The organism is Tautonia marina (genome assembly GCF_009177065.1).
Classification (GTDB): Bacteria; Planctomycetota; Planctomycetia; order Isosphaerales; family Isosphaeraceae; genus Tautonia; species Tautonia marina.
Map to the genome: position 1 here is coordinate 161,482 of NZ_WEZF01000003.1, position 14,140 is coordinate 175,621.

Below are 14,140 nucleotides of genomic sequence, written 5' to 3' on the forward strand. Positions count from 1 at the left end.
CTCAGCGCAAAGGGATGCTCATCAATTTCGGATGAACTCTGGACCACTCGACATCAAGGCCGCCACGGTTCCGGTCCACCTTCTCGAGCCCGGAGAAATTCCGCTCCCACCTCTTCATACCAGGAATGCAATCGGTTCCGCAGGGCTTCTGCCAACTCAGGGCGGTCGGCAGCCAGGTCGTGTTGCTCGCCCGGATCTTGCGCGAGGTCATAAAGATGAATCCGTCCATCTTCGTATCGTTCAATCAACTTGGAGTTCCCGGATCGGATGGCTCCTCCCGGAAATCCCCCTTGATTCGAGTAATGCGGGTAGTGCCAGAACAAGGCTTCGCGACGGAACGAATCCTCCTCTCCCTTGAGTAATGGCACCAAGCTGAGCCCATCCTTGTGTTGATCCGGAATCAAGGGCAGTCCCAAGATCTCAAGTAAAGTCGGATAAAAGTCTGTGCTGATCACAGGAACGTCACACGTCCCACCCGTGTCCGTCACTCCGGGCCAGGCAATCAGATACGGTTCGCGGATCCCTCCTTCGTACAGCCAACCCTTTCCTCCTCGGTAGGGAAGGTTCGAAGTCGGAGAGCCTTCCGACGTCGAGAGACCGCCATTGTCGGACATGAAACACACAACGGTGTTCTCACTCAGTCCCAACTGGTCGAGTTGATCCAGAATGCGCCCGACCGCGTCATCCATGCTCTGAACCATGGCCGCGTAAGTTGGGTGGTCTTGCACCACTCGTACGCGACGCGGACCGGCATCCGGCCAGACTTGCTCCTCCGAAGCAAACCGTTCGGCATCGCTCACATCCAGGCGAGCCGCTTTCCTCTGATACTGTTCCACCAGATCGTCCGGCGCCTGGAGCGGAGTGTGAACAGAATAAAAGGAAAGATAAATAAAAAACCGATCGTCCTTGAATTGACGGATCAGCTCCGTCGTTTCCTCTGCCAGTCGATTCGTCAGATATTCACCGTCGGGACCATCTTCGAGATGAGGGTTCCGATACGGAGCGAAGTATCCCCCCGGAGGTGATCCTGCTCGAAACCCGCCGACATTCACGTCGAACCCCTGCGCCTTTGGTCCGAAGTCATCGGTAGGACCAAGATGCCATTTCCCCAGAAACGCCGTTCGGTAGCCGGCATCCTTCAAGGCTTCTGCGAGCGTGTATTCTTCCAGCGGCATCACGGCATTTAGAGGCGCAGGCCGAAACCGTCCTTCCCTGACTCCGGAAAACCAGTTGGTCGCCCCAACCCGGCTCGGATACTTTCCCGTCATCAAACTATATCGTGTTGGGCTGCAAACCGGGTTGGCAGCGTATCCCTGGGTGAACCTCATGGAACGCGCCGCCAATCGGCTCAGATTCGGCGTCTCGTAAAAGGTCTCCGGGTGGTACGGCTCAAGGTCCATCACGCCGAGATCATCAACCAGGATGAACACAACATTCGGCGATTCGACCGTCTCTACCCCTGAGGAAACCCCGCAGAGGAACCCGATCAGAACCACTGGCAGCATTCGAATCATGGTATACCTCGTCGTCAGGCACGGTTCATGGTTGTCCGTCGGTTGTTCTCACGAGGCCTACACCCGCGTTTCCGAGGGATTCCGGGTGATTTCCCCATTCGAAACGGAGTGATCCAGTCTCGTCATTGTGAAGCATTTCCCGTCGGTGCCACTGGCCTTTCTCCATGCGGTTCCGCTTGAGGCGACGCGATGTCCGGAGGTTCATACCCATAAATCAGCCGCAGGGCCGCTCGGGTCAACCCATGTTCCAAACGTGTCGAGGCAAACTTGGTCGCCAACGCTCGAACAAGTCCGGCGTGAGTCGGATACGCATGAATCGTGTTGAGAAGATGATGGAGCGTGAGTCCTTGTTCCATTGCCAGGACAAACTCTTGTAAGACAAGCGCAGCGCTGTCTCCCAGAATCGTGGCGCCAAGAATCTTGCCCGATGGTGTAATGGCAGCCTTGGCGAACCCCTGGGTGCGTCCCTCGATCCGGGCCCGATCAAGTTCCGCATATTCGACCTGGATTGTCCGAACGGTTTCCGAGTCTTCGAAGCCAGTGGTCCGACCCACCGAGGCCACCTCCGGATCGGTGAAGGTCGTTCGCGGGATGACCGTTTCATCGTACCGTTTCGGGAGGCCGAGAACGGCGTTTTGGAACACCACGGCCGCCTCCCGCTCGGCAGCGTGGGTCCACTGATTCCGACCGATTACATCACCGATCGCGTAAATCGTTCGAGCAGAGGTCTGGAGATACGCGTCGACCGGAATCCCCTCTCTTGAGTCGGCGACGATCCCGACGGCTTCCAGATTCAGGCCGTCCACATTTGCTCGGCGTCCAGCCGCCACGAGCAGCTCATCCCTCACCGCCTGGTAGCTGTTACCGGTTTCTCGGTCAACGAAATGAACCACCTTGCCTTCCTCTCGACACTCAACATTCGAGATTTCGGCATTAGTAAAAATTTTGACGCCTTCCGCTTCAAACGCCCCCCGAAGCCGACGGCTCACTTCGGGATCTTCCTGGGGCAGGATTCGCGGCGCCGATTCGAGAATCGTGACCTCCACGCCAAGACGAGCCAGGGCCTGAGCCAGCTCGAGCCCCACCGCCCCCGCACCAATCACCGCGAGGGATTCAGGCCGTTCCGTCAACGTCCAGATCGTTTCGTTCGTCAGCGGTTCGGCCGATTCGAGTCCCTCAATCGGGGGCATCGCCGGACGGGAGCCGGTAGCGATCACAAACGCTCGACCGTGGATGCGTCGGGTCTCACCAACCAGCACGGTGTCGTACGCGTCGAACCGTGCTCGGCCGAAGATGACCTCGACGCCTCGAGCCCGCATGGCATCAACGTCCGATGCCGAAAAGGAGGAGACGACCGATCGCACGCGATCCATCACGCTGCCGAAGTCGATTTCCGGAGCGCCAGCCGTGATTCCGTAACGCGAGGCCAGACGGATTCGACGGGCCAGATCCGCCGCATGGATCAAGGCTTTACTCGGGACGCACGCCGTAAACGTACACTCACCCCCGAGCCGGTTCGCCTCAATCAGCGCCACCTTCGCGCCAACCGCCGCCGCGGCTCCCGCAACATTCAACCCTCCCGAACCACCCCCGAGGACCACAAGGTCGTACATGGCTGTGACTCCCGATCTCCCCGACACCGGCCAGCCTCGCAAAGTGGCTTTGCTTGCTTCGGGGAATTCAGGTCGGGGCGATCATCGCCAAGAGTTGGGGCAGCCGTCGACCAGATCGCAGCTCACCACCCATCCCGCGATGGGGATTATAGCCTTCCCGGATCTCCCTCGCCAAGGAGAGGAGACCGGGGGCTTCAATCAGGTGGGGGGGTCAGATCAGACTTTCAAGCAGCAGCTTCATCTTCCGGACTTCAACCTCGACATCAAACGAACAGTCACCGTGGTTGATCAGAGCCACGGTCAGCGATCGGTTGTACCCGTGGCGGTCGAGAATCGTGACGATTCGAGCGTAATCGACCTTTCCCTGTCCCACCCGGACCTGTTCTTCGCCGGGATTCTTGCCCGTATCGCGGAAGTGAAGATTCTGGACGTAGGGGAAAAGATCGTCGTAGTTTTTTCCGGCGTGTGGCCCCAGAACGTAGTGGCTCGGATCAAGCGTGATTCCCAGTCCCGTGATCGACTGACAGAGGCTCAACGCCACTGCGGGGTCTGAGGTCAAGGTTTCTCGATGCGTCCGAACCGACAGCACCAGGCCCTCTCGATTCGCCACCTGGGCCAGTGCAGAGAGCCGCTCGATTTCCTGATCCAGGGGCGTACCGATCGGCGCAGCGGGAATCGTCAGAACGGCGACGGTCAGCAGTTTCGAAAAACGGCAGATTGCTTCGAACCGTTTCCGGAGCGTTTCCGAATCGACCGCGCCAAAGTCGAGATCCAGAGCAGAGGGGGAGAGGCTCGGGCCTCTCCTGAGACGATGCAAGGCGGCCTCGGGATCGGCTGCGACCTCTGAGGGACTCAGGTGAGGCCCACCCTCGACCAATGCCAGGTCGAACTTATTGAACTCCAGTTCGGCAATCTGACGCAGGGCCGCTTCGAGCGGCCGATCGGCAAAGCAGAGGGTGCTGCATGAGACGAACATTCGAGGCCCTCCTGACCCTCCTCGGAGTGTGACGTCGCGAGGCGATTGTGGGGAATTCGCGGACATCCCTCGCGGTCGTTCCGGGTCACGCAACGACACTCCGACCGACCCACCCCGGACCAGAACGCTCTGGTCTCCGTGACGGCGGTCCCGATCAGTTCAGACCCACCCAATCCCCCCAAACCATCGACAGGGGCTCTCCCCACAGGAGAATTCAGGTGATCCGAACCCGGATGTTACTGATCTTACCGAAGCCGCGATCGAGCGGGTAGATCAGTCGAGACGTCTCCGGCCAGCGGTGCAACGATCGGAGCCGCTTCGATGGGATCGATCGGCCCCCCGGCTTCCTGAACCCAGTGAGATCGGGCCAGGCGGGCGAAGTCGGCGTAACGCCCTTCGTCGTAAGCTTGAAGCGCGGCGGTCAGACAACTCCGAGCCTGGGCCAATCCCGGCCCGGTCAGCGAGAGATCGTCAATCCAGAGCCGCCCAGGACTCCGCAGTTCGAACCGTAAGCGGAGCCGTGATTCGCCGTCTGCCGGAAGGCCGGGAGCCCGCAAGGCCAGTGGGGTCCACTCGCTCCGATCTTGCCGAGGCAGGTCGGCGGCCAGGTGAACCGGCGAGGACGCTTCCGGTTCCGATTCGATTCTCACCCGAACCTCGGCATCGGGTGGATCGGTCCGGACAAAGGCCCTGAGCGTGGCCGCCGGTCCCGGAGGCAGAAATGCCGGACTGGTTGCCGTGGCAGGTGCCTCCGAGGTCTTGAGCCTGAGGCTCCCCTGGCCGGTTCTCGGCTGGATCACGTCAATCGCGAGGGAGGCTCCGGCAACTCCTTCCGTCGTCCACCCCACAAGCTCCTGATCCTTCTGCTCTCCGGAAGATGCTTGCCTGACCAGAGATTCCGGCTCGAAGCCCGGATTCAGGTGCGAAATCGATCCGCCTGACGCCAGGCTCTGAAGCCGTCGGGCAACGGCCGATCGGTGTGCGTCCCGCTTCGAATCGTGAACAGCCACAACCGACTCGAGACGAACACCCGTTCCCCCGATCCGGAACGCCTTGATGCCGAACGGCGGCAGGTCCGTGCTTAAGCGACGGCCGCCGGACACCAGATCGACCGGCATGGGAATCCCGCGTTCCAGGTCTTCAATGAGGGTCGTCGGCGGAACCCCAATCACGGCCGTCACCCGAGCAACATACGGTGTGTCATTCGCAAGGCAGAGATAGGACCGATCGCCCAGCGTCACCAATCGGGCGACCGTCCCTACCGAGGACGATCCCACCGGGCCGGTCCTGGGTCGGGGCAGGCTCCGAAAGACGGTTGCGAAGCGGCGGAACCGGTCTTCCTGTCCGATCAAGGTCGAGGCCGATACCACCACCCAGCCCACGTCGAGCGCCGCGACGGCGTGAGCGAAAACCTCGTCCCCCTCCGGCCCTGAGGGTTGAGACACCGCGGAAAGCCGGAGCGATGCCCACGGAGCCCCCTCGACGTCTCCGCGGCCATCGCCTTGCTGGTCAGGACCAAGCAGAAATCCTCGACCGGGCCGGTTCATAAGCTGAGCATCAAGGGCAGGGTGGGTTGCCAGATCATGTTCCAGCCCACCCAATTCGGTCCCAACACCCCGAAGCAGATAGGGGGCGGGACGACCACCTTGAGGCCAGTCGGCCAGATCCAGCCCAAGTGATCGCCAGGCCGCGTCGGGAGGCAAGCCATCCCGATCAAACCGGCGAGCCTCCGCACCCATCAGACCATCATCGAGCCCCGGAGTGACGAGCATGAGACTCACTCCGGGACTCGCCTCGGCAAGCGCCGCGGCGAGGCTCGAATAATACGCCCCGACCTGTCGAGATCGCCACGTCAACCAGGGCACCAGCGCCGACCCGGTCAGGTACTGATGCCGAGCCGCGAACCGTTCGGGATCATCCTTGTCCAGGCCCGGAGCCACGTCTCCTTTGATCGCATCACGCACAAACCGGGCATAGGTCTGATCATCGAAGCCCGAGTCGGGCCGACCCGGCAGTGTCGGCCCTTGACCGAGGTGCAGCAAGACACCATCGCAAACAGGGCGTTGCCCCCGCGCCGACGCTCGAACCGTTTCGATCAGCCACTGAGTCAATGCGCGTTGCACTTCCGGTCGGAGCAAATTGTAAGTGGGATGATCCGATTCCGAGGTTCCCGATCGTTCGAGTCGAACCAGTCCCAGTTCCTCGGCTCTCGGGTCGTCGGGGGGTGGCAAACCCGGTAAGGGTCGTCCCTCGACATCCATCTCAAGCAAAACACGCATGCGATGACGCTTGAGCATCGAGAGAAGGGTCAGATCAGGATCGGGGCCGACCGCGTCTTCGATCGCCTGCCCGTCAAGTGCGCCTCGAACCCATGCCCCGACCCGAGGAGCAGGCAGCACCACGGCCGAGGCTCCGACCGACTTCAAGTAGCTGACCAGGTGCTCCGCCCGAGCATGAGGATCATCCGGTCCCTGATCGTTCGAGCCACCGAAGCGTTCGAGATCACGAGGTCCGGTAAGCCGAACTGCCAGCGACCGACCACCATCGGCGGGAGGCTCCGTCACGCGAAGTGGAGCTGGCCCCTCCGCAAATTCCACGAGATGAACCTCGCCGATCCAGAGCGGATGCTCGACCGAGCGATTGACGACAATCAACACCGGATCGCTCGTGTCGGGCCAGATCGACCATGACAAGAGCGTCTTCATTCCAGGCCCAACGGTCGGAGGACCATAACCCCTCGCATCGAGCAATAACCGGGGACGATTTCCCGGCGCCACGATCGCCACGGAAACGGCTGCCGGGTCGCCCCCGAGGACCGCCAGATCAAGGCGATGAGGACGATCCGGGTGAGGCACGTTCAGGGGCATGGCAACCCAGGAAACGCCATCCGGACCTGCTGGCTTCAGGGCCTGATTCTCGGCACCGACCCGTCCGACCAGGTTCCAAAACCGTTCCCGGCGAGGTGGATCGACGAGTAATTCCTCCGGCACGATCCACGGGTCATCCATTCGAGTCGTCGAGGACGACACCCGCCCCTCGGCCCGGGGTCGGAGCCCCTTCCCCCTCCCCAGATCGGTCGTATCAACGATCAGATCAAGATGGTCTGATCCCTGGCGCCTGGGTGGCTCGAGCTTGTGGCTCTGCGACGGATCGGGTGACGCACTGACAACGCAAAGGCTCACACGTCGAACCGAAGCGTCGGTCGATTGATTGCGCAACCGTCTCCACCATCGGCTCAACCGAGAGCCATCAACCTGTAACTCACGAGGCACCCACGACGCATTCAACTCAAGAACGTACGTCCCTTCGTCGAGCGGCATGGCGATGTTGAACAGGTTTGGGGCCGGTTGGCTCTGGTTCGTCGACAACACCAGCCGTCTCGACTCCTCCCACAAGGTCCGATCCGATCGGACCGGACGGAGACGGGCTGAGAGTAGAAGCGAGACCTCGGTTGGCTCGGGAGTCAACACGTTCACGCGAACATCCGCGGGAACAATCGCCCCCGGAGCCATGATCCCGTCTCCAGGGAGTCGAACCTCCAAACCATCCCAGTCCAGTCGATGCGCCTCGAACAGGAGACCCGACTTCAACACCGTTCGTTGCGGCCCTTCGAGCAAGCCGAGCAGGGGAAGCGTCCAGGAACCTTCGGCCGGGGTGACAATCGTGATCGTTGACTCGATCGGAGCTTCGATTCGAACCCTGACCCGTCCCCTCGGTCCCGATCCCAGACTCAAGTTCCCGTTGCTCAGCCGATCGAGTCGGCGAACCGGACGATCCTGTGAAAGCTCCCTCGTCTCATCCCAGGTCACGGCATCGAGAACTGTTCCCGAGGAGACTTCGAGCATTGCGCCGGGCGATTCCTCGTTATGAGCGCGTCCGACCTCGTCGTCGGCGGGCCGCCAGGCAAGCTCAACCGTCATTCGGATCGGTGGCGACTCGGCCAGAACGGGGCCGGTGAAGGACAAGCTCAGGAGCAGCACACCTAGGACAATGCTTCGACCGTCCCAGGCGACGCGCCAATCGCCACGCATCCGCACTCCGGGTTCGCATTCCGAATCAACCCCGGACTCGCTTCCCTGCCAGTCCAGTGTTTCGCCTTGAGGAATCGGGGATCGAGGACTGCTCGATCATCTCGAATCGTCATTAGGAAATCGGTTGGACAGATCGTCCGACTTGAGAGGATTGGCGGAATCTTGAATTTTTTCCTGGGATTCGTCGATCCCATCTTTCCGAATTTCCCCAGAACGGCTATGCAAAGGAATCTTCCCGGAACCCAGGGTCGGCCGAGCCCCTTATTGGTTCCGAAGCATGGGACAGGCCGTCCCCGGTTCGTCGACACCAAGGAGGGTTTGACGTGGGATCAGCACTGATTCTGATGGTGGCCGGGATGTTTCCACCGACCGAACTCCCGGCCGATCCGCCCCATCCCAAGGATGCCGCGAACCCCTCGCCTCACGCCGCGATGCTCGCGCTAAGCTACGGAGAAGGGCCCCGGTCGTACTGGATCTTCGAGCCGACCGACCCCACTCCCTCGAAACCGGCCCCGGTCGTGGTTTTCTTGCACGGCTGGATGTCGACCAACCCCGGCCTTTACGGCGCCTGGATTGCCCATCTGACCCGTCGGGGGAACATTGTCATCTATCCTCGGTATCAGCAGGACTGGACCACCCGACCGGCTGAGTTCCTTCCCAATGCGCTCGACGCCATTCGCAAGGCCCTGGTCGTGCTCGACACGGCCCCCGGCCGTACGCGACCAGACCGTAACCGATTTGCTCTGATCGGCCACTCGGCCGGAGGCAATCTGGCGGCACAACTCGCGGCGATGGCCGATGAGGTCGGACTGCCGCAACCCAAGGCGCTCATCACGGTCCTTCCGGGAGAAGTCCTCCCCTCAAGCGAGCCGGCCCTGGACCAGATCCCCGCCTCGACGGCGCTGGTCGTGATTGCAGCCCAGGAAGACATGGTCGTCGGCGACGAGCGGGCTCGGGCCATCTTTCAGGCGGCCAGTTCAATCCCCAATCGCCATAAACAGTACATCTTCCTTCGAAGCGATCGATCCGCCGAGCCTGCGCTCGTGGCCGATCATGCGTCCGCCACCGCCGCGTTGAGCTGGCTCGATACGGGAGAAGGCCCGTTTCATTCCATGCAGATGAACCTGGCCACGGTCGATCGCCTCGACACGGCGATCATCTGGCCCGCGGCCGATCTGGCCATGGAAGCTGGTTTCTCGGGGCGGCGGTTGGATCAACTGACTCATTCCGGCGCCCGGTTCCAGCACGTCGGACACCGTGAGGACGGCTTACCGATTCGTCCTCCGCTGGTTTCGAACACCCTGACGAGCATTCCTCGGGTCACCCTGGCCAATGGGGTCCGGCTGGTCCGCTGGCCCTCCTCGGTCTTTGATCCCGTCTCTCGGCCGATCGTGCAGCTCAATGCTCGCCGAGCCGAGCCAACCCGTGTCCCGCTGACCGAAGATGCCGGGGCAATTCCCCCGGATGATCGCGTGATCCAGGCCGCTTCCGAGGCTCGGGGAGAGGTGCTTCGCTGAAGCTGAAGCACCCCTGCCATCTCGGAGCCGACGGGTTTGCTCAAGCCCGACGTGACTCCGAGGGGTTCCAGTTCGCCTCGGCTCGCAGGAACGCGGCCACGCCATTGGCTCGGGCCATCGGATCGGCGGCCCGTTCGGCCGGTGGGTCGAGCAGGTGGACCCGAGCCATTCGTTGGCGGACGGCCATCCGAAGGATCTCCTGCACCGCATTCACGTTGATCGTTCGACCATTGCAGTACACGCATTCGGCCGTCGGAGCGCCGAACCGATAGCCGCACGAGAGGCAACGCGAACCCGGCATGGTTCGATCGGCCCCGAAAATCACCGACACCGCCCGCCCCTGTTGAAGGGCGTCCAGCACCTCGGTCGGTCCATTGGCCACCAGATGGCCGCGGTCCCATCGCTGCTTCAGTTCGTCGAGGATCCGGGTCCGCTCGGAGGCCCGCCATTGCTCCATGGCCAGAGCAACATCATGTTCGACATCCTTGACCTTCGGCTCGGGTCGCATGGCCTGTGCGTGCTCCAGGACAACCGCGGCATCAGCCTCCTTGTGCAGTAACTGTCGGATCGCTGAGGTGGTCGGTGCCTGCCCGAGCAAAATCAGACCAGTGAACGCACCAGCTCGGTAATGGTCCGAAATGAGGTCGGCGGCTTCCTTGAGAAACTGATCGTTCGTCAGTTGCTGCTGGCGCTCGTGGAAGGTGTCGAGAAAACGCTTCTTGTAGGTGAAGCGCGGCTTGTCGCGCTGGATCTCGACGGGCACCTCCTTGTTCAGGCCGGTCACATGCTCGGCATGTCCGGAATGGGCCTCAAAGAGATGCAGTTCGTGCGAATCCATCAAGGCCACCAGATAGCTTGGATCCCCGAACCATCGCTCCAGCAAGGGAAGGACGAACGGGTCCTCATCCAGCACCAGCTTGTTTTCGACCGGGAAGTTCAGCGAGACGACGTGGAACAGGCCACGCTCCGGAGCGCTAAAGGCGGCCAGCCCTCGGGTTCCTGGCTTGGCGTGTTCGACCTCGCGAAGGATTGGCCCGACATGCTCATCGAGGACCTTGCGGGCCTCGGCTTCCGAAAGGGCCACATCGGCCGCTCGGGCAATGTTGGCCAGTTCCGTACTGGCGAAATGCCGGAATCCGTCACGAACCGTCAGGTCTGCATACGCACTGACGACGTAGTCAAGCTGCTGAGGGGTATCCAGCAGGATCTCCAGGTCGTCTCGGGTGATTGGCATCATCGCAGTCAATCCTGTGGCAAGGGGGCCCCGGCGCCCCGACACGAGCGATCGGGCACTGGCTCGGCCGCCCGCTCAGTTCGAGTCTCGTCCCGAGTGCCCACCACAAAAGGGCGGGTTCGGGAGCGTCACGGCCAAGGGACCATTTGCAGCAAATTTGTTGCCATGAGGAACCCCGCCGCCTTGAATTCCAGGGAGTCAATCCGAGCTGCCCCGATACAGATTTCGAGCCTTGATGAACGCCTCGACTCCCCGAGGAACGAGGTAGCGGATGCTTCGCCCCTCAACGACCCGGCGTCTCAAGTCTCGCGAGGCAATCTCGATCTGAGGAGCGTCGACCCGCTCGATCGGGCGGGCCTTCGGAGCCCGATCGAGGATCGGCCGCATCAGGTCGGCGGCGGGCTCGACGAACCCCGGCCGACCCACTGCAACAACCGTCGCCAGTTCCATCACCCGCCCCGGTTCGCGCCAGGTGGGCAGGTCCACCAGGCTGTCACCCCCGATCAGGAAGAACAACTGGTCGTCTGGCCGATCTCGGACCGTCGCCTCGAGCGTCTCATAGGTGTAGTGGGGACCTGGCGAGTTCGCCTCGACCTCCGAGACGGTAAAGTTCGGGTGGCCGGCAATGGCGATTCGGACCATCTCGATCCGATCAGCCACCGCTGTCCGATCACCGCCTTTGTGCGGCGGCTGGCCGGCGACCACAAACCAGACCTCATCCAGCGCCAGGGCCTCCCGACATGATTCGGCAAGGATCAGGTGACCGAGGTGAATCGGATCGAAGGTGCCACCGAACAAACCTAATCGCATCAGTCCACCGCTCTCGAAGGTCCGGCCGATCGCCGCGAAAAGGGCTGGCCTCGGGTCGGGTCCGACCGTCACACTCAGGGGAATACGGGGGCGCCCCCGGTGCGGCCAACCCCTCCGTCGGTCGATTATGGCGCGGCGACTGGTCGAGGAAAAGAGCAGGAAGGCCGAGGGGTCGATCGTCGGTCCTGGCCGTCGGCACGCGATGGATTCCCCGGCAACGAGGGCGGCGATCCCATGACCGATGAGATTCGAGCGATCGCCCCGGACGATCTCCCCGCGTTGAGCCGGTTCTTGACCGAGGCGTTCGGCGTCTCGCCCGATGCGACCTTCGCCGCGCCGGACATTCTTTCCTGGAAGCTGTTCGACCCGATGGGAGGACCTTCGGATCTCCCTTCCGGCCTGGTCGCCCTGAAAGAGGGGCAGATCGTCGGCTCGATCGGCTTGCATGCGACGGTCATTCACCAGGCCGGCCGCGGCGTCGATCCGAGGACGATTCCCGCCATCCACCCGATCGACTGGGTTGTTTCCGAGGCGGGGGTTGGGATGGGAGCCCGTTTGCTCATGCGGGTTCATCGGATGGCAAACGTCCACCTGGCGATCGGCCTGACCCCGTCGTCGGCGGCGATGGGAAACCGGACCGGATACGTCATCCGGCAACAGATTCCCGTCTGGCGTCGTGTGTTGAAACCCTGGTCTCGACTTCGGAACCGGAGCGGGGGAGGATGGGCCAGACGAGTACTCGGCACGGGCCGAGATGCGCTCGGGATGCTCCGATGGCGTCGCTCGCCGGTCACTCGGGTCGAGCTGGAATCGGTCACCGAATTCGGCCCGACCGTTGACGAGGTCATTGCTCGACTGGCCATGCCACTCTGCTTCACCCGGCGCGACCCGGCCTTGCTCAATCACTTTCTCCGGTTCCCTCGCCCCTGGTTCGAGGGCAAGATGATTCGTCGGGAAGGTTCGGTTCGGGGATTCCTGATGGTGAGCGTCGTGCCGCAACAGTCGGTGACTCGGGGAAAGATCGTCGATTGCTTTCTCGACGATTCGGACCCAGACCTTTGGCTTGCGAGTCTCCAGGCCGCCACGGAGGAGCTTCGCCGAGCCGGGGCCGACGTTGCCGAGTGCTTCGCCACGACCCCCTGGATGACCGAGGCGTTGCGGGGTTCCGGCTATCGACCCGTCTTTGAGATCCCGTTCTACGTCAGGGATCGATCGGGATTGATTCCGCAGGAGATCCCGTTTCATCTGACCCAGCTCGAAGCAGACTACGCTTACACGTAATCGAAGCGTTTGGATATCGTCGTCATGCTCAACAAGCGTCGGTTCCTGGCTCACCGGATGAGGGATCTCGGTCTGCTTCGCGTGATCGAGCGGCTGGCCCGAAGACCGTGCCTGCTCGTGCTGGCGTACCACCGGATCGGAGACCCGGCCAGCACTCCGGACTATGGGCCGGTCTTCTCGGCGACTCCCGAAGACTTCCGGGCCCAGATCAAGGTGATCCAACGGGCCTTCCGACTGCTCAACCCAACCGAGTTGGTGGACGCGGCCAGCGGTGAGATGCCCCTCACCGAACCCTGCGCCGCGATCACCTTCGACGACGGCTATCGCGATCAGTACCATCATGCCTTGCCCGCCCTTGTCGATGCGGGAGCTTCGGCCACCTTCTTCATTCCGCCGGACCTGATCGACCATCCCCGACCGTTCTGGTGGGACCTCGTCTCGCGGATCATCCGGCAGACCAACCGGGAGCGCCTGGAGCTGGAGGAACCGGCCAGGCTCAGTCTCGATCTGACCCGGACGACCCGAGACGAGGCTCTTGCCCAGGTCGTCCGGGCCTGCCTCGCCGCGCGTCGGCTCGATGAGGTTCGGCTGGCTGAGCACTTGCAGGAACGAGCCGGTGTTAGCCTCGATCTCGACGCCCTCGGCCGATCGGCGATGATGACCTGGGAGCAGGTCGAAGCTCTGGCTGAGGCGGGCATGGGGATCGGTTCCCACGGCCAGACGCACCGGAGACTGGCCGATCTGGACGAGTCGGAACAGTCGGAGGAACTGGTCAGCTCGAAGCGATCGCTGGAGGCCCGGCTGGGCCGAACGGTTGATGCCATTTCGTATCCCTATGGAGAGCAAGGAGATTACGACGATCGGACGTGCCGCCTCGCACACGAGACCGGCTATCGAGCGGGGTTTACCTTCGGGGGTCGTCCGAATCGCCCCGGATCGGGACGACCATTCGAGGTGGCTCGGATCAACGTCGGGTCGGCCGACTCTCCCGAGATGGTTCGGGCGAGGTTGGCGCTCGACCGGCTCTTTGGTCGATCGTTCATCTGAGCAGCTCTCCGCGGCAAGGGTGTGGACATCCGCCCAGCATTCTGCCGACAATAAGACCGTCTGTCCTGGGACGTTCGGGCGGTGATCCGGTGCGTCCGGTTCCGGATCTTCCCCAGC

The 14,140-nt window shown here is 62.3% G+C and carries 9 protein-coding genes; 3 read left to right on the plus strand and 6 right to left on the minus strand.

The features are described 5' to 3' along the window. Positions 1-53 precede the first annotated feature (53 nt). The 4 genes from GA615_RS05215 to GA615_RS05230 form a co-directional block, all read right to left on the minus strand. Positions 54-1,514, minus strand: coding sequence for a sulfatase (locus tag GA615_RS05215; protein WP_152050214.1), 1,461 nt, complete (start codon positions 1,512-1,514; stop codon positions 54-56). 122 nt (positions 1,515-1,636) lie between these two features. After that, complete coding sequence (locus GA615_RS05220; protein ID WP_152050215.1) at positions 1,637-3,127, minus strand: dihydrolipoyl dehydrogenase family protein; 1,491 nt, start codon at positions 3,125-3,127, stop codon at positions 1,637-1,639. 211 nt (positions 3,128-3,338) lie between these two features. Continuing rightward, the gene (locus GA615_RS05225; protein ID WP_152050216.1) at positions 3,339-4,103 is read right to left on the minus strand and encodes a sugar phosphate isomerase/epimerase family protein; all 765 of its coding nucleotides are present in this window, start codon (positions 4,101-4,103) and stop codon (positions 3,339-3,341) included. A gap of 245 nt (positions 4,104-4,348) precedes the next feature. After that, complete coding sequence (locus GA615_RS05230; RefSeq protein WP_152050217.1) at positions 4,349-8,134, minus strand: hypothetical protein; 3,786 nt, start codon at positions 8,132-8,134, stop codon at positions 4,349-4,351. 323 nt (positions 8,135-8,457) lie between these two features. Here GA615_RS05230 and GA615_RS05235 point away from each other — a divergent pair, with 323 nt between their 5' ends. Then, positions 8,458-9,651: an alpha/beta hydrolase gene (locus tag GA615_RS05235; protein WP_152050218.1), complete on the plus strand. Its 1,194-nt coding sequence runs from the start codon at positions 8,458-8,460 to the stop codon at positions 9,649-9,651. Between the two features lie 40 nt (positions 9,652-9,691). Here GA615_RS05235 and GA615_RS05240 read toward each other — a convergent pair whose 3' ends face one another. Both GA615_RS05240 and nadD read right to left on the minus strand, forming a co-directional pair. Beyond that, on the minus strand, positions 9,692-10,888 hold the full coding sequence (locus GA615_RS05240) for a baeRF10 domain-containing protein (protein WP_152050219.1): 1,197 nt from the start codon (positions 10,886-10,888) through the stop codon (positions 9,692-9,694). A gap of 195 nt (positions 10,889-11,083) precedes the next feature. Then, the gene (gene nadD, locus GA615_RS05245; RefSeq protein WP_152050220.1) at positions 11,084-11,695 is read right to left on the minus strand and encodes a nicotinate-nucleotide adenylyltransferase; all 612 of its coding nucleotides are present in this window, start codon (positions 11,693-11,695) and stop codon (positions 11,084-11,086) included. Positions 11,696-11,929: 234 nt separating this feature from the next. Between nadD and GA615_RS05250 the strand changes: the two genes are divergently transcribed. Further along, positions 11,930-12,976, plus strand: a complete 1,047-nt coding sequence (locus GA615_RS05250; RefSeq protein WP_152050221.1) for an acetyltransferase — start codon at positions 11,930-11,932, stop codon at positions 12,974-12,976. A 24-nt stretch (positions 12,977-13,000) separates the two neighbouring features. Further along, the gene (locus tag GA615_RS05255) at positions 13,001-14,023 is read left to right on the plus strand and encodes a polysaccharide deacetylase family protein (RefSeq protein WP_152050222.1); all 1,023 of its coding nucleotides are present in this window, start codon (positions 13,001-13,003) and stop codon (positions 14,021-14,023) included. Positions 14,024-14,140: the final 117 nt, after the last annotated feature.